Genomic DNA, 16,629 nt, shown 5'->3' with positions numbered 1-16,629 from the left:
CCTGACGGAGGGGCTGCGTACCTGATCAGACGGCAGGCTTCGCGCTGTATTCCTTTATTTCCAGCTTGTCGTTCTCATATTTTGACGGGCATTTCAGGAGAATCTTCTCTGCATGAAAATAGCCGTCTTCCATATTGCCGATCACCACCACCTGTTCCGACTTGTCGAAATCCTGGGGTTTGGCATCCGGGTAAACCACCTTTTTCTCCACTCCAGCGTTGTCAACCAGGGAAAATTCGAAGTGATTCGGGTCGATTTCCGGGCGGTAGATCATGTTGGTGATCTCTCCCTTTTCGTTTTTTGTCAATTGCCCTACTACGTGAATGCTTGAGTTATTTCCTTTGGAAGCCATTGTCTGGGCCTCGCTAAAGGTCACGTAAGTGCTGGCGTCACCGGCGGTTGAAATGATGATACCAACTGCAATGGCAATGACGATAAGACCTAATATATGTATCTTTTTCATAATTAAAATTGATGAGGTGATTTGATGATGAGGTGATTTGGTGATGGGCAGCGCGGGGCTCATTTCTCTCACCTCACGCCTCACCCCTGCTTTACCTGTTTTTCAAGCTTGCTGATCTTGGCATCGAGGCGGATCAGATAGAGGATGATCCCTGCGAAAATGATCAGGATAACGCCAACGACCACCCAGATTTTTCCATCTTCGCGCAGTTTATCAGCCATTTCGACTTCTCCCGGCTGTGCAGCTACCTGAAGACCGGTCATCCACAACAACACAAAAACACCCATGATTCGTTTCATCACTTGAGCAATGCCAGATTTAATTACGGTACGCATATATTGAGTCGATTCAGTTTTCGATTAATTTTCTTTCAATTACTCTCAGCCTGACCCTGAGCGTAGTAATCCATACGCCCAGTAACATCCAGCCGATAATGGCCGGGTAAAAAACCGGCTTCATAATGTTGTCGTTGTCATAGATATTAAAACCGGGATTTCCGCCCTGACCCGGGTGCAACGTGTCGGTCATTCGGGGAAGCACAAAAATCAGGACATTGAAAATAACAAACGAAAAAATGTTATAAACTGCAGAGATGCGGGCGCGCTTCTGTTCGTCGTCGAACGCTCCGCGAAGGATGATGTAGGCAAAATAAGCCAGCATGGCGATGGCTGCGCTCAGGATCTTGGGGTCCTTCGGCAAGGCGGAGCCCCAGGTATATTTCCCCCAAAGCGCACCGGTAACAAAACCGATCATCCCGAAAACCACCGCACTGTTCACATATTCAACCGCTTTGTCATCGCGTTCAATTTTCCCGGTTCTGAGGTAGGCAATTGAGTTAATCAGCGAAAGCAGTAAAAACAACACCATGGAAAACCACATGGTTACATGGAAATACAGGTTTCGTACGGTTTCATTGAGGATGGCCTGTCTTGGCACCTCGCCGGCGAGCCCCTGGGCAAGAACATACCCCAGAATTACAATTGTTGCGATTTTCCACCAGGCTAACTTCATAATTTACGGATGGGCGTTTACGATTTCCAGATATAAGGAAACAAAATTAAGGATAGCGCGATCACGAGCGCGTCGATTGCCAGCAAAACCGCTATTTCATCATAGCTTACCGACGCATCGAGGCCGTCCATCGCGTTTTTTGACATTTTTACCGCCATCAGCAACAGCGGGATGACCATGGGAAAGCTGAGCACCGCCATGAGCATGCCGTTGTTTCCGGCTTTCGAAGCGATTGCCGAAATCATCGTGAGTACAGAGGCAAACCCGATGCTGCCGAGCAGCAGGGCCAAAAGAAACATTCCCAGGTCGTCGACCGGGTTACCCATAGCAAGCTGATAGACCAGGAACCCGGAAAGAGTCAGCACGGTCATCAACAACGAGTTATATATAATTTTAGCCAGGATAATAGCGATCGGGCTCGTCAACGTATAGTAATACAGAATACGTCCGTCGCTGTCCTGGCTGAAACTCTTGCCAATCGCATTTACGGCGGTAAACATAAGGATGATCCAGAACAGGGTGTTCCAGACAATGGGATTGAGCAGGTTTTGATTGAGGTTAAAATGAAGGTAACAGATAAAGACAGTACTCACAATGTAGAGCACCATACCGTTGAGCGCGTATCGCTGACGCAATTCCAACTTAACTTCTTTCCAAAAAAGAACCCTTATCTCGTTCAAGGCTCAATAAAATAATCCGGGGCAAAATTAGGTCATAAAGCCGACAAAAAGGAATTATTTGAACTGATTTTACGCAGCTTCCCGGATAACCTTCATCAAAAGCATCCCCATTTCCCGGAAACGGCGACCTTCTTTGAAAAGAAATAAGAAATGCGCCGTCACACACCTCAAAACCGGGCGCGAAGCCCACGGTTACCAAGCCGGTCAATAAATGAAAACGGATATCTGGGCAGCAATAGTTTCACAACCCCAATTCCTTTTATATTTGCGCCCATATACCTATTAAGCATTCCTCAGGCAATGAGTGCCATGACCCAACTTTATTACCGTTTCTCCGGAAACGTGGAGGCCGCTCTAGACACACCCTATTGGCTCATCAAAGTAGTTCTTGTATCAGCCGGTCTGACCCTGTTTTTGTCGTGCCCGCCTTATACGCTGGTTGTTAACCACCTGAACGGTCATTTTCTCGACGCCTGGACGTTTATTGACATCCAGTCACACAGCCTGCTGCATCCGCATGGAATCGACCTGGACGTAAGAAGGGAAAACATGGTTTTCCGCTGGACACTGCCGGTTTTGTACTGGCTCACCGGGCGGCATCTCCTTGTTATGTTAGGCCTGCAGTTCCTGATCGGGCTTGGATTCCTGTACCTGGCCGGACGTATGGCCTATAAAATTACGGAAGACAAATTATCGGCCACTTTCTTTACCGTGGCGATTGCCCACATTTTCGTAGGGGTCTGGCAATTTGCCGACATTCACGGGTACGGAGACGGGGTCGCCTATTTCTTTCTCCTTCTGGCTATGCTCAGCCGGAATTACGCAGTAATTGCGATAAGCTTGCTGGTAGTGTGCTTCACCGACGAACGAGCGGTGATTTCAGTTGGTTTTGCCCTCTTCTGGTGGTTAATGGACAGCGCCTGCCGCAAGAACGAGTTCGGCCTCCCGGAAATGATCCGCCAGCTGGCGACTCCCCGTTACCTCATCGCTTTTCTCGTCCTGGGCGCTTACTTTATCTCGCGTTACTACGTCATCAACACCTATTTCTCGGATCATCACTATTCCACCATCGGGCACCTGATGTATTTTGAACCCAGCCATAAAAACGGGCTTGGCGGCAGTTTCTGGCGGTCATTCGAGGGGCTTTGGATCCTGGCGCTCGCTGCGATGGCAATTCTCTGGACTACCGACAGGAGAATTCTGTTTGGCATGGCTTTTATATGTTTCCTGGTAATGCTGGGATCCGAGCTGCTGGTACATGATATGGACAGAACGCTCTCCTATGGTTTCCCGATGTTTTTTGTCTCGTTACTCGTTGTTAAACAAGCAAGTAGTACCAAACACCTTAGAATATTCCTCTTTCTGATCATGATTATCTGCGTCTCACATCCTCAGCTTTTCTACATGGGCTACAACAAGATACTGTGGCTCGAACCGCTGCCGTTGAAGCTTTTCCACTTATTTTACGAAGGAGCCTGAAAAGTCTTTTGCTCTTTTTAATTTCCGGCGTAACTTATGCACAAGTTTACACGACTTGTCATGAACAATGAATACATGCTCCGGAAAGCCGTCCTGTGGCTACCGCAGATGATGTAAAAGCGTATGAAACATCCTATTACATGTGCAAACTTATACAATTGGACACCTTCAAATCCGGCGACGGGAATCTGACCGTATTTGAAAAACTTATTCCCGGCTCTATAAAACGGGTATTTTACATTTACGGCGCCGAAAATACAACCCGGGGCGGGCACAGGCATCACCTGACCTGGAATGCATTGATCTGTGTAAGCGGCAGCTGTCGGGTGTATTCCAATAACGGAGTTCGTGAAGAGGAGTTTTTCCTGGACGACCCCTCCACCTGCCTGATCCTTGAACCCGAAGACTGGCATGTTATGGACTCTTTCTCCAAAGATGCGATCTTACTGGTACTGTCGAACCAATATTACGAGAAGAACGATTATATCGACGAGCCCTACGAATTCAGCCATATCAACCGTCCATGATTCCTTTTCTCGATTTAAGGCAGATCAATCTGCCTCTTCAGTCTGAATTGGAAGAAGCCATCCTGAGGGTGGCAAAATCGGGCTGGTTTGTTCTCGGGAAGGAGGTTACTGAATTTGAGCATTCATTTGCAGCCTTTTGTGAAGCCGGTCATTGTATCGGCGTGGCGAACGGCCTGGACGCCATTAGTCTTATTCTCAAAAGTTACGACTTCCCGGAAGGAAGCGAAGTGATTGTACCTTCCAATACGTATATAGCTTCTGTCCTACCGGTAGACGCATTGGGGCTCGTGCCGGTGCTGGCAGAACCTGACCCGGAAACCATGCTTTTGACGGCCGGCAGTATAGCCGGGCACCTGTCTCCGAAAACCAAGGCCATCATTACGGTAGACCTCTACGGCAAAAGTTGTGATCTTGACCCGATACTTGAAATCGCACAGAGTCATCGTCTGCGGGTCATAACCGACGCCGCCCAGGCGCACGGCGCTTCCTACAAAGGCAAAAAAGTGGGCGGCCTGGCAGACGCCACGGCCTTCAGCTTCTACCCCACCAAAAACCTCGGTGCGTGGGGTGACGCCGGAGCAGTTACCACGAATGACCCCGAACTCGCCGGAAAAATCAGGATGCTCAGGAATTACGGCTCCGAAAAAAGGTATCAAAACGAGTACCAGGGTGTCAATTCACGGCTCGACGAAATCCAGGCAGCCGTACTCAATGTCAAACTACGGAACCTGGAAGCCGACAACATGGCAAGGCGGCGGATCGCGGCAAAATACCTGGAGGAGATCAAAGTAGCGGGCCTGCGGCTCCCGCCGCGCGAAACTGTAACGGAAGATGCCTGGCACCTTTTTGTATGCAGGCACGCCGAACGCGACCGGCTACGTGCCTGGCTGTCGGAACATGGCATTCAAACCGACGTTCACTACCCGCAGCCTATCCACCGGCAAAAGGCATATCAGCACCTGAACCATGCAAATCTTCCGGTAGCGACCGACATTTCCAGGCAGGCTATCAGCCTCCCGCTTCACCCGCTGCTATCAGACCAGGATTTGAGCCACATTATAGAAACTCTGAATCGATTTGTCTAAGGCTATGTTGCTGTCTATTGTCATACCGGTTTACAACAGTGAAAAGTCTCTCGAAACCCTGGTAGACCGGCTTCAGCGTGTACTTTCCACCATCGCCTATGAAGTGGTACTGATAAACGACGGCAGCCGGGACGGGTCTGAACGCGTAGGCAAAATGCTGGCCGAACGTCATTCCCATGTCAAATTTCTTTCTTTGCGACGAAATTTCGGCGAATTCAATGCGGTAATGTGTGGTTTGAACTGGATCCAGGGCAAGTACTGCGTGATCATCGACGATGATTTTCAAAACCCGCCGGAAGAAATCCTGAAGCTGTTGGATACAGCTGAAAAGGGCGACTACGATGTGGTCTACACCTATTATCAGAAAAAGGAACACGCCGCCTATCGAAACCTGGGCAGCAAGCTTGTCAACTGGATGACTACTTTCCTGCTCGAGAAGCCGAAAGATCTGTACCTGTCCAGTTTCAAACTCATCCGGAAAGAAGTAGTTTCCGAAATTGTCAAATACAAAGGGCCTTACCCCTACATCGACGGCCTCATTTTCAGGTATACCCGGAACATCGGGACGGTGCTTGTAGAACATAGGAAACGGGAAGACGGTGCATCCAACTATACCTGGAAAAAACTGATCTCACTGTTTCTGAATATTCTTTTTTGCTATTCGGCCCTTCCCATACGCTTTTTTGTGCCAGTCGGGCTTTCTTTCCTGGCCCTGGGCATCCTGCTGCTTCTCTACCTGGCCGGGCAATGGATTATCGGCCCGGACCCGAAAGGCTGGCAGGTGGTAACGGCCACCCTTATTTTTATGGGAGGCCTTCAACTGCTTCTCCTGAGCGTGCTCGGCGAGTATATCGGTAAGAGCTTTATGGCGGAGAGCGGGCAGCCTCAATACGTAATCAAGTTTAACAGCACACTTCCGGATGATTCACAATGAAGCCGAATACCTCCGGATGTATGAACTGGAGCGCAGGCTCTGGTGGTACAGCATTCTCCATAAGAAAGTACTGAATTCAATAAACAGGAACTTTGCCGGGCCGGTAACCGGGCTGAAAATCCTGGATGCCGCCTGCGGAACGGGCGGCCTTCTTATGTTCCTGAAGGAACAGGGATTTCAGAATCTTACCGGTTTCGACTACTCGGCACATGCGGTCAATTTTTCCCGCAAACGGGGGCTTGACGTAGGAACAGGCGACCTTCGCAAAGTTTCCGAATTCAAAAGCGGGGATAAATTCGACCTGATCTGCTGCAACGACGCCCTTTATTTTCTGACAGAAGCCGAAATAACCGGGTGCTTACGCGCATTTTCGGAGCGTCTTACACCCAATGGCCTGGTCTTGGTCAACCTCAATGCTTTCGGGGCTTTTTCAGGAAGCCACGATGTGGCAGTAGGGAGCAACAAGAGGTTCACCGTTGCAGAGTTTCGCAAAATTACTGCACCATCCGGCCTGAAAATGACCTACTATACTTACTGGCCGTTTCTTCTGTCACTACCTATCTGGCTGGTCCGCTCCTGGCAGCGTTTCCGTATGAATACGGGGGCAAACGGTACGGAAATCCCTGTTTCCGACGTCAGGTACCCGGGCGACCTGCCCAACAAAATCTGCTACCTGGTCACCAAATCCGAAGAGCTGCTCCCCGCCCCGCTTCCATTCGGCAGCTCGCTGTTTATGGCATTAAGAAAATAAAATCTTCTCAGGTAAAGGCGGCTAACCTCTATTTTTTGCTTTTTTTTGCAGCCATTAAGTATTAGTGAACTAAAAGCAGACATATGTCCAACATTCAACCAACGTTATTGATTTTGGCCGCCGGAATCGGAAGCCGCTACGGCGGGGTTAAACAGCTTGACCAGTTTGGCCCTAACGGAGAGACTATCATTGATTACTCATTGTTCGATGCGATAAGGGCCGGCTTCGGCAAGGTCGTATTTATCGTCAGAAAAGAAATACTGGATGATGTCCGCGAGGTCTTCGCGCCCAAACTGGAGGGGTTAATCGATTTCGATTTCGCTATCCAGGGATATGAAACCTACGTTCCGGCGAGTCTCGGCAACATTGAAAGAAGCAAACCCTGGGGCACCGGTCATGCCATGCTCTGTGCCTGGGAGCAAACTTCGGAGCCGTTTGCCATTATCAATGCCGATGATTTTTACGGGGCGGACGCTTTCAAAACCATGGCCCGGTTTCTCAGCGAGGACGAGGTTTCTTCGCGCCATGCAATGGTCGGGTATGAACTGAAACGTACCCTTTCCGAAAACGGAACGGTTTCCAGGGGAGTCTGCCAGACCGACGAGGCGGGCAATTTGCTTTCCGTCATTGAACGGACCAAGATATTTGAAAAAGACCAGGCCATCTACTTCGAAGAAAACGCAGTTCTGACCGAGCTGGCTCCCGATACACCGGTTTCCATGAATTTCTGGGGATTCAAACCGTCAGTATTCCCGAAAACACAAGCTCTTTTCGAAGCTTATGCACAGGCCAATATCAGCAATCCGAAAGCTGAATTTTATATACCGATCGTAGTGTCAAGCTTACTGAGTTCGGGGGAAAGCACGTGCAGGGTGTTCAAAAGCACTTCTGACTGGTTTGGCGTCACCTATCCTGAGGACAAACCGGTGGTCCAGCAGCAACTGAACGAACTCCACGCCAAGGGCGACTACCCGGCGAAATTGTGGAACAGATAGTAAACGGGGCGGGCTGTATGCCCGCCCTATTCTTTTGAAATTTCCCAAACAGAAATCATACGGTCATCGCTTGCCGAAAGCAAGAGGTTTTCAAAGGAACTCCAAAGCAATTTATTCACGGAAGTGCCATGGCCGGCATGCCTGGAGCGATCGATTACCTTTAGCAACCTGAAAGTCGCGGCATCCCACAGCTTGATGGACTTATCCATACTGCAGGTGGCAAACATACTGCCGTCGGGACTGAAAGCGATATGATTCAGCGCGTACATGTGCGCAGCTACGTCCTGCACCAACCGATAGTCCTGTTTCACATCCCATACTCTGAAATGAGCATCGCGCCCGGCAGTCAGCAGAAAACGCCCATCCGGGCTGTACCGGACTGTAAACACTGAATTCCCGTGCCCTTCCAGGTTAAAGAGCGGCTGCATGGTCTGCCGGTCGAAAATGCGGACGTGTGCATCGCTTGTTCCGGCCGCCAGGTGCGCCTGGTCATTACTGATAGCCAGCGCCCGGACACTTTTATCTGCCACTTTCACATGCTTTTTTACCAAAAGATCCGGCACATCCAGAACAGCGATAACGCCATCGCCAAATGCCAGGTAAGCTTCGTTTCCCGCCAATTGAATGTCAAAAATAGCGGATGTGGTAACCTTAAGCGAGCCGGCTGCCTGCTTCAGCTCAGGTTTGATCAGCTGCACTCCTTCAAAGTTCTGTCCGATCCAGAGGTTCTGCGCCGCATGGTCGAAAGCGAGCGCATATACCGATCCCCCTACCCTGGCGATCAGCTTTCCCATGTCAGGCTTCTCCAGGTCCCAGACTACTACCATTCCATCGGCCCCGGAAGAATAAAAGCGGCCGTTTTTTTCCTTCGAATCCAAAAGACAGTAAACTGAATCACGATGCCCCGCGAAGGTGTCGATTTTTGTAACTTTCATCTGTATAGGAGTTATGAGCGATGAGGTATGAGCCGCGCTGCCGGTCGCTTATTCACCGGTCGGTTGGTGTGCAGCTTGTAGCTAATACCTCAAAGCTCATGGCTATTTCATAAGCATACCGGCGACAGCAGCGCATGGATTTACGGGTTATTCCTGTTTACTTTACCGGCTGAACCCATAAAAGAGACGCACAAAAGGTTTTCATGCCGCTGATCGCAAACAAAATTAAAATTTCCGACGGTATCCTGCTAACCTGGAAGCTGGAAGAATCCGAAGCGCAGCTTGAAAGTATGCTCCCTCCCGGGATTGATCGCTCCGAGTATTCCGGCATTGGTCACCCCCTGAAAAGAAGGGAGTGGCTAGCCGGACGGTGTCTTTTTGCAGCGCTTTGCGAGCAGGCCGGGTTTCCCTTCCAGGGAATCTGGAAAAGCCCTGACGGAAAACCCTACCTGCTGGGGTCCACCGCTCATATCTCCTTATCGCACACCGAACACCTGATTGCTGCGGCCCTTGATCTTCATGCACCGATTGGGATAGACCTCGAAACTCCGAGGCCGCAACTGCTGAGAATTGCCCATAAATTCCTTTCCCCCGAAGAGCTGTCCGCGGCCGGGGCCGACCAGAATCTTCTTTGCAAATACTGGACCGCCAAGGAAGCCATTTATAAACTGGTAGGTGAAAAACAAATCAGCTTCCGGGAGCACATCAGGGTGTACCCATCGAAAGCTGATCTTTCCTGGACAGGCCGGGTTTCAGCCCCCGCTGCAAAAAGAGAGGCCACCACCGAGCTACACCGGGTCCTGGATTATTACCTGGCTATAGCCAGAGACGTTGAAAGGCCTACAGCCCCCCTTCCCTGGGAGAAATAGAAGCAAGCACCCGCTCCAGTTCCTGGCTTCGATCCGAATCTCCCGATTTCTCATAGGAAAGAATCAGGTTCCTCAAGACGCGCTGCACAATATCCTGGTTCGTACACGGCTCGTAAAAAGTATTGTTCTGCTTCAGTTTTAACTGGTTGATATAGTGCTCAATGTCAGTCCGCGAGAAAATTATCCCCCTGTTGAAAACATTGATATAAAACTGAAGCCCCTCCTGCTTGTAGGTCAATACGAAAAGGTTGGGCAAATTGACGCCGTACACCGGCATTCCCAGTTTCCTTGCGATCAGCATATAAATCACGCAAAGTGTAATGGGGTTCCCGCGCTTGCTTTCCAGCACCACGCTGAGCATAGAGTTGGATGGAGCGTGGAAATTCTTGGTGTTGGGTCCAAGCCCCATGGTATTGTAAAAGAGGCTGTTCATCAGCTTGACCTGCTCGGTCGGGCTCATGGAGTCATGGTAAGACAGCCAAACCTGGTAATACAACTGCTCGATTTCACCTGAAAGCTTTTCGTAGGACAAATCCGGATACAGGTAGGTGTTCAAAATCCACATTCCTTCGAGCAAATCAAGCGCACCACCTTCCACCCAGGCCTGCAGGCGCTCGATAATCCCGTCAAGCTGCAGGTCATGAACCAGGTCCTCAATCTTCTTTTGCAGAACGGGATCAAAACTCTCCTCCCACTGTCCTTCGAGGAAACGGATCACCTCGCTTCCCATCGATCTTATTTTCCCTTCCACATGGGCAATCACTTCTTCGTCATCGTCATCAAGAAGCGACACCAACGCCCTTATCTCTTTTTCTGTCATCTCCTTGCACCGGTTAAAATGAAACACCTCATGAAGGCAAAAACAATTTTTATATAGCCTTCAAATTAGTTACTTTTGCCCGCAATCTAAAAAATGTTTGGTACTATCAAAATCATTATTGAATGAAAATTCTCGTAACAGGAGGGGCTGGTTTTATCGGGTCTCATACCGTTGTTGAGCTGCATGAAGCCGGTTATCAGCCCGTCGTGCTGGACAATTTCTACAATTCTAGATTAGAAGTACTTGACGGTCTGGAGAAAATTACAGGCAAGCGGTTTCCCCTTTATCAGACCGATTGCAACGATCGCGCTGCGATGGAAGCAGTTTTTGAGAAAGAGCGATTCGACGGCATCATACACTTTGCCGCTTACAAGGCGGTGGGTGAGTCGGTGGCCGAGCCCCTGAAGTACTACCAGAATAACGTGGGTACTTTGCTGATCCTGCTGGAACTTTGCGAAAAGTTCAACGTCCGGAACTTCGTATTCTCCTCGTCCTGTACGGTGTATGGCGAACCTGACCGCCTGCCGGTCACCGAAAGTACTCCCCGGAAACCGGCGGCCTCGCCTTACGGGAACACAAAGAGCATCTGTGAAGACATTCTCCGCGACTTTATACATTCCAGCTCCAATGGCAAAGCAATTGCATTGCGGTATTTTAACCCCATAGGTGCGCATCCTTCCGCAGAGATCGGAGAACTTCCGCTCGGCGTGCCGAGTAACCTGGTCCCTTTCATCACGCAAGTGGCGGCCGGCCTCAGAGAAAAGCTCGCGGTTTTCGGAAAAGATTATGACACAGAAGACGGGACTTGTGTGCGGGACTATATCCACGTAATGGATCTTGCCAAAGCGCACGTCAAGGCGCTCCGCCTGCTGGAAAAAAAGGAAGAGGGGGCGTTTTACGACGTATTCAACGTGGGCACCGGCCAGGGCAATACCGTCCTCCAGGTGATCCGGACTTTTGAAGAAGTAAACAATCTTTCGCTGAACTACACCTTCGAACCCCGGCGACCGGGAGACGTCGAAAAAATATACGCCCAGTCCGATAAAGTAAACAGGGAAATGGACTGGACGGCGGAAAAGTCGCTTGGAGAAGCGCTTTCAGATGCTTGGCGCTGGCAGCAAAGGCTGATGTCAGATTCGCTCATATCGCAAAACTAATCTATGTCGAAAAGAATTCTCATTACCGGCGGAGCTGGTTTCATCGGCTCCCATGTTGTCAGGCTTTTTGTAACCCAATATCCTGATTACCAGATACACAACCTCGATGCTTTGACCTATGCCGGCAACCTGGCCAACCTGTCTGACATCGAAAACGCTCCTAATTACCAGTTTGTAAAAGGCGATATCACCGATGCTGCATTCATCGATGCTCTTTTCGCGAAAAATGAATATACGGGTGTTATCCACCTGGCGGCGGAATCGCACGTAGACCGGTCCATTTCGGACCCTATGGCTTTCGTTAAAACCAACGTAATCGGAACTGTCAATCTCCTGAATGCGGCATTGAAAAGCTGGAAAGGCGATTTTTCAGGACACCGTTTTTACCACGTGTCGACGGACGAGGTATATGGGGAGCTCCATGATCCGCAGGAATTTTTCCGTGAGGACACCTCTTATGACCCGAGATCGCCTTATTCCGCTTCCAAAGCAGCTTCTGATCATTTTGTCAGGGCTTATCACAATACTTACGGGTTGCCGATAGTGGTATCCAACTGCTCGAACAATTACGGACCCAACCATTTCCCGGAGAAACTTATTCCCCTGATGATCAACAACATCCTGAAGAATAAGCCTCTTCCCGTATACGGAAAAGGAGAAAATGTCCGGGATTGGTTGTACGTGCTGGATCATGCCCGTGCCATCGACGTGATTTATCACTCAGGTAAAAACGGGGAAACCTACAACATTGGCGGCGAAAACGAGTGGAAAAACATTGATCTTATCAAGCTTTTGTGCAAAGTGATGGACCAGAAGCTGGGACGTGATCCGGGCACGTCGGAGCAGTTGCTTACCTATGTAACCGACCGGGCCGGCCATGACCTGCGCTATGCTATTGACCCGTCGAAGCTTCGCACGCAACTGGGCTGGTCGCCTTCCGTGCAGTTTGAAGAAGGCCTGACCCGGACGGTAGAATGGTATCTTTCCAACCAGGACTGGCTTGAAAACGTAACCAGCGGGAACTATAAGTTGTACTACGATCAAATGTACGAAAACCGGTAAGGAAAACTCAAAGCAATACGAATGAAAGGAATTATTCTGGCTGGAGGTTCCGGCACGAGGTTACATCCGCTCACGCTGGCTGTCAGCAAACAACTGATGCCCGTGTACGACAAGCCGATGATCTACTACCCGCTGTCGATCCTGATGCTGGCCAATATCAAAGACATCCTGATCATTTCAACGCCGCATGATTTACCTCACTTTCAGAAACTCCTGGGTGACGGAAAAAGACTGGGATGTAATTTTTCTTATGCGGAGCAACCCTCACCGGACGGCCTCGCGCAGGCCTTCGTCATCGGCGAAGAGTTTATCGGCAATGACAAAGTCGCCCTGATCCTCGGAGATAATATTTTTTACGGTTCCGGGTTGTCCAAGCTGCTGCTTGCCAACAACGACCCGGAAGGCGGGGTCATTTATGCCTACCAGGTAAACGATCCGGAACGTTACGGAGTTGTAGAGTTTGACGATGCCAACAACGTTATTTCAATAGAAGAAAAACCGGAGAAGCCCCGTTCCAATTATGCGGTTCCGGGCCTGTATTTCTACGATAACCAGGTAGTGGAAATCGCGCGGAACATCCAGCCATCGCCCAGGGGCGAGCTGGAAATTACCGACGTCAATAAATATTACCTGAAAAACGGAAAGCTGAAAGTCGGAGTCCTCGACCGGGGTACCGCCTGGCTTGACACCGGTACTTTTCAGTCCCTGATGCAGGCCGGGCAATTTGTACAGGTTATTGAAGAGCGCCAGGGCTTAAAAATCGGGTGTATCGAAGAAGTAGCATTCAGAAGAGGCTTCATAGATGCTGCCCAGCTCGAGAAAATCGCTCAACCTTTGTTGAAAAGCGGTTACGGACAGTACCTTCTGAAGCTGATCGACTAGTAAGGCAATAACGGCTTCGCAAACAACGAATTTCCGTTAAAAATAAAGACGTGATGAGTATTATCCCGACAGAGCTTGAAAACTATGCGGAAGCGCACACGGACCCGGAGAGCGACCTGCTCAAACAAATCAACCGGGAAACCTACGCGCAGGTACTTCATCCGCTCATGCTTTCCGGCCATTTGCAAGGCAGGCTGCTGAGCCTGCTCTCAAAATTGATCCGACCGAGACGTATCCTTGAAATAGGCACTTTCACGGGATATTCGGCGATTTGTCTCGCAGAAGGGCTTGCGGAAGACGGGCTCCTTTTTACCATTGAAGCCAATGAAGAAATGGCGCCGCGGATCAACCAGTATTTTTCACGAACCGACAAATCCTCACAGTTACGGCCGATTACCGGCAATGCGATCCAGGTAATTCCGACGCTCCGGGAAACCTGGGACCTTGTCTTTATTGACGCCGACAAAGCGAACTACAGCACCTATTTTGACCTCGTTGTTCCCGCCGTACGAAAAGGTGGCCTGATTATTGCAGACAACGTTTTGTGGAAGGGAAAAGTTGTAGAACAAAACGACGGGAAATCCTCCAATAAAAATACAGACGCCATTTTAGCGTTCAATGAAAAAGTTCACCGTGACGAAAGGGTATCCAACTTGTTGCTGCCTGTACGGGACGGTCTTTTGATTATTCAAAAAAATTAATTTTTGTTCATCCGAATAATGCTGAACTACAATTTCTATTACATGAAAGATACGCTACGCAAAGCCGTGTTCTTACTGCTTTTCATGGGAGCATGCCTTCCTTTGGCTTTCGGACAACATTATCCTGACATTCCCGCCCAGGTGCCTTTCGGCGGAATCAACGTTAAATTTGACCAGAGTGCCCGGAACATCATCGCGTCTGACGTAAAGGTGTTGATGATTAATCAAAAATACTGGGAAGAAAAACTCGAAAGGGCGTTGCTTTATTTCCCCATAATTGAGTCGATTTTCATCGATCAGGAAATCCCGATGGATTTCAAATATCTTGCGGCACAGGAAAGTTCGCTTATTCCTGACGCAGTTTCATCTTCTAACGCCGTAGGTTTCTGGCAGTTCAAGGAAGATACCGCCCTGGAACTGGGACTGCGCGTGGACCGGCATGTAGACGAACGAAAAAACATCTCGGCGTCAACTCGGGCAGCGGCGCAGTATCTGAAACGAAGCAACGGCCATTTCAACAATTGGGTTTCCTCACTCTATTCCTACTACCAGGGTGTCAACGGCGCCAGGGAGAAGATCGGTGACAACTGGAACAACGCTTACGAAATTACGATCACCGGGAAAACAGACCGCTATGTCCTGCGTTTCTTTGCCTACAAAATCGCTTTCGAGGCCGGGTTGGATAGCTACCAGAGCAAAAACCCCATTACACTGGTAGAGGCAAATGCAGGTAAGGGAAGAAGCCTCGAAGAAATTGCCGCCGAGCTTAAAGTAAGCTCCTCAGACCTGAAGAACTACAACATATGGCTGAGAGGGAATAAAGTCCCCAGCGACAAATCGTATTTTGTGACCGTGCCGGTTGCGAGTTCCAAAGTGGGCAACGTGAAAGAAAGCCTGGCGATCGTCCAGAGCGACAATACACTGGCGAGCAAGTATGAGTATGACGATATCGGCTTTCCGAAGTTAAAAAAATCGGGCAACCAACCCTCAGGTTATAACTCTCACGTCAGCTACGAAATAAACGGCTTGCGGGGGATTCTTGCCAAAGCCGGTGATTACCCGAACTCGCTCGCGAAGGCCGGCGGCATATCGGCTTCCAAGTTCAGAAAGTACAACGACATGGATGTCAGCATGTCGGTGGTGCCCGGGGAGGTCTATTACCTGGAGCGTAAGAACAAGAAGGCGACCGTCGAATACCACACTGTCCGGCCTGGCGAAACGCTTCAATCCATCTCCCATATGTACGGGATCAGAATGAAAGAGCTTTTGAAGTACAACCGTATTCTTTCAAAAGGCTACTACCTTGAAACCGGCCGTGAGCTTTGGCTGACGAAGCGACGCCCGTCGCACGTTCGTGTGAAGATCAACGAGGTACCCAAAGTACAGGAAGAGAAAATGCCTGTGCAGGTTGCGAAAGAAGTGGTAGCAGAGAACAAGCCGGCGGAAAATCAGCAACCGGAGGCGGCGACGTCGGCAGCTGCCGAAGCAGCCACCAGGAAGACGGAGAATACCATTCCGAAAGACGCGTCCGAGCGCCGGCGCTATACCCCGAAATTAGCCGATAAAAAAGAGGAACCTAAGACCACAGCAGCTCAGCCCGAGCCAAAAACTGCGCCGGAACCTAAAGAAGCGGAAGTAGCCGCCCAAACAGAAACCGCCGAAGAGAAAGTAGTGTCGAGGCCCAACAACCGGATTGTAATCGTAACAGAGGACGAACGCCCGAAACCCTATGTTTCGCGCCGTGCAGGCAGCAAACCGGCTGCTTCAGATGACGTAAAGCCGGTTTACAGCCCCGCTCCTTCCGCCGGCGCGAGGAAACCGCCGGTTCAGGACACCCAAACGGCAGCTCCAAAAACAGAAATTGCCGCCACTACGCCGGAAAATACGGCATCGGGAGAACCGGAATACTACACCGTGCTCAAAGGAGACACCTATTACAGCATTTCTCGCAAATATGGAACTACCGTAACCGATCTTCTGGAACTGAATGGCCTGAAGATATCGAACAACCTGCAAGTCGGCAAAAAACTGCTCGTGAGAGAAGCAGCGGCGGCGCCCCGGGAGGAAAAAGCTACCGTTATCACCACCGCTACCGAAAGAGAAAAGCCTGCTGCGAAGCCTGCACCGCAAAATGTAACGCATACGGTCAGGAAAGGAGAAACGCTATTCAGTATTTCAAAACGGTATGGCGTGTCGGTCCAGGAGCTGACAAAACATAATTCCCTGCGGGGAAGCGGGCTGCAGGCTGGTCAGAAATTAAGGATCCCACAAAAGTAAC

Annotated in this window: 18 protein-coding genes; 12 read left to right on the top strand and 6 right to left on the bottom strand. The window is 49.9% G+C overall.

What is annotated here, in order from left to right; genetic code table 11:
* Nucleotides 1-25: 25 nt before the first annotated feature.
* The 4 genes from ABD852_RS00695 to ABD852_RS00680 all read right to left on the bottom strand — a co-directional run bounded on the left by ABD852_RS00695 (nucleotide 26) and on the right by ABD852_RS00680 (nucleotide 2,154).
* A complete protein-coding gene (locus tag ABD852_RS00695; protein ID WP_345026061.1) occupies nucleotides 26-463 on the bottom strand; it encodes a cytochrome c maturation protein CcmE domain-containing protein in 438 nt (145 codons plus the stop codon).
* An 80-nt stretch (nucleotides 464-543) separates the two neighbouring features.
* On the bottom strand, nucleotides 544-798 hold the full coding sequence (locus tag ABD852_RS00690; RefSeq protein ID WP_425568739.1) for a CcmD family protein: 255 nt from the start codon (nucleotides 796-798) through the stop codon (nucleotides 544-546).
* Nucleotides 799-811: 13 nt separating this feature from the next.
* Entirely contained in the window at nucleotides 812-1,474 is a 663-nt protein-coding gene (ccsA, locus tag ABD852_RS00685; RefSeq protein WP_345026060.1) for a cytochrome c biogenesis protein CcsA, read from the bottom strand.
* A gap of 17 nt (nucleotides 1,475-1,491) precedes the next feature.
* A complete protein-coding gene (locus tag ABD852_RS00680) occupies nucleotides 1,492-2,154 on the bottom strand; it encodes a heme exporter protein CcmB (protein WP_345026059.1) in 663 nt (220 codons plus the stop codon).
* Nucleotides 2,155-2,463: 309 nt separating this feature from the next.
* On the opposite strand from ABD852_RS00680, the gene ABD852_RS00675 reads away from it, so the two are divergent.
* The 6 genes from ABD852_RS00675 (at nucleotide 2,464) to ABD852_RS00650 (ending at nucleotide 7,925) form a co-directional block, all read left to right on the top strand.
* Nucleotides 2,464-3,633, top strand: a complete 1,170-nt coding sequence (locus ABD852_RS00675) for a hypothetical protein (RefSeq protein WP_345026058.1) — start codon at nucleotides 2,464-2,466, stop codon at nucleotides 3,631-3,633.
* 140 nt (nucleotides 3,634-3,773) lie between these two features.
* A complete protein-coding gene (locus tag ABD852_RS00670; RefSeq protein ID WP_345026057.1) occupies nucleotides 3,774-4,160 on the top strand; it encodes a sugar 3,4-ketoisomerase in 387 nt (128 codons plus the stop codon).
* Complete coding sequence (locus ABD852_RS00665) at nucleotides 4,157-5,245, top strand: DegT/DnrJ/EryC1/StrS family aminotransferase (protein WP_345026056.1); 1,089 nt, start codon at nucleotides 4,157-4,159, stop codon at nucleotides 5,243-5,245. The genes ABD852_RS00670 and ABD852_RS00665 overlap by 4 nt, the downstream gene beginning before the upstream one ends.
* 4 nt (nucleotides 5,246-5,249) lie before the next feature.
* A complete protein-coding gene (locus tag ABD852_RS00660; protein ID WP_345026055.1) occupies nucleotides 5,250-6,179 on the top strand; it encodes a glycosyltransferase family 2 protein in 930 nt (309 codons plus the stop codon).
* Nucleotides 6,166-6,930: a class I SAM-dependent methyltransferase gene (locus ABD852_RS00655; protein ID WP_345026054.1), complete on the top strand. Its 765-nt coding sequence runs from the start codon at nucleotides 6,166-6,168 to the stop codon at nucleotides 6,928-6,930. Before ABD852_RS00660 ends, ABD852_RS00655 begins: the two co-directional genes overlap by 14 nt.
* Before the next feature lie 92 nt (nucleotides 6,931-7,022).
* Complete coding sequence (locus ABD852_RS00650) at nucleotides 7,023-7,925, top strand: nucleotidyltransferase family protein (RefSeq protein WP_345026253.1); 903 nt, start codon at nucleotides 7,023-7,025, stop codon at nucleotides 7,923-7,925.
* Nucleotides 7,926-7,951: 26 nt separating this feature from the next.
* Here ABD852_RS00650 and ABD852_RS00645 read toward each other — a convergent pair whose 3' ends face one another.
* On the bottom strand, nucleotides 7,952-8,860 hold the full coding sequence (locus ABD852_RS00645; RefSeq protein WP_345026053.1) for a WD40 repeat domain-containing protein: 909 nt from the start codon (nucleotides 8,858-8,860) through the stop codon (nucleotides 7,952-7,954).
* A gap of 203 nt (nucleotides 8,861-9,063) precedes the next feature.
* On the opposite strand from ABD852_RS00645, the gene ABD852_RS00640 reads away from it, so the two are divergent.
* Entirely contained in the window at nucleotides 9,064-9,729 is a 666-nt protein-coding gene (locus ABD852_RS00640) for a 4'-phosphopantetheinyl transferase superfamily protein (RefSeq protein ID WP_345026052.1), read from the top strand.
* On the opposite strand, the gene ABD852_RS00635 is transcribed toward ABD852_RS00640, so the two are convergent.
* Nucleotides 9,701-10,549: a transglutaminase-like domain-containing protein gene (locus tag ABD852_RS00635; protein WP_345026051.1), complete on the bottom strand. Its 849-nt coding sequence runs from the start codon at nucleotides 10,547-10,549 to the stop codon at nucleotides 9,701-9,703. The genes ABD852_RS00640 and ABD852_RS00635 overlap by 29 nt on opposite strands.
* Nucleotides 10,550-10,671: 122 nt before the next feature.
* Here ABD852_RS00635 and galE point away from each other — a divergent pair, with 122 nt between their 5' ends.
* The 5 genes from galE to ABD852_RS00610 are packed head-to-tail and all read left to right on the top strand — an operon-like array spanning nucleotide 10,672 to nucleotide 16,628.
* On the top strand, nucleotides 10,672-11,706 hold the full coding sequence (gene galE, locus ABD852_RS00630) for a UDP-glucose 4-epimerase GalE (protein ID WP_345026050.1): 1,035 nt from the start codon (nucleotides 10,672-10,674) through the stop codon (nucleotides 11,704-11,706).
* A 3-nt stretch (nucleotides 11,707-11,709) separates the two neighbouring features.
* Nucleotides 11,710-12,768, top strand: coding sequence for a dTDP-glucose 4,6-dehydratase (gene rfbB, locus ABD852_RS00625; protein WP_345026049.1), 1,059 nt, complete (start codon nucleotides 11,710-11,712; stop codon nucleotides 12,766-12,768).
* Nucleotides 12,769-12,789: 21 nt separating this feature from the next.
* On the top strand, nucleotides 12,790-13,650 hold the full coding sequence (rfbA, locus tag ABD852_RS00620; protein WP_345026048.1) for a glucose-1-phosphate thymidylyltransferase RfbA: 861 nt from the start codon (nucleotides 12,790-12,792) through the stop codon (nucleotides 13,648-13,650).
* A 53-nt stretch (nucleotides 13,651-13,703) separates the two neighbouring features.
* A complete protein-coding gene (locus tag ABD852_RS00615; RefSeq protein ID WP_345026047.1) occupies nucleotides 13,704-14,351 on the top strand; it encodes an O-methyltransferase in 648 nt (215 codons plus the stop codon).
* A 3-nt stretch (nucleotides 14,352-14,354) separates the two neighbouring features.
* Nucleotides 14,355-16,628 (top strand): LysM peptidoglycan-binding domain-containing protein, encoded by a 2,274-nt coding sequence (locus ABD852_RS00610; RefSeq protein WP_345026046.1) that lies wholly within the window; start codon nucleotides 14,355-14,357, stop codon nucleotides 16,626-16,628.
* Nucleotide 16,629 lies beyond the last annotated feature (1 nt).

This window comes from Ravibacter arvi (assembly GCF_039540405.1).
In the GTDB taxonomy this organism is placed as follows: domain Bacteria; phylum Bacteroidota; class Bacteroidia; order Cytophagales; family Spirosomataceae; genus Ravibacter; species Ravibacter arvi.
Note: the sequence above shows the minus strand (reverse complement) of the source record. Positions and strands in the feature narration are given on the sequence as shown.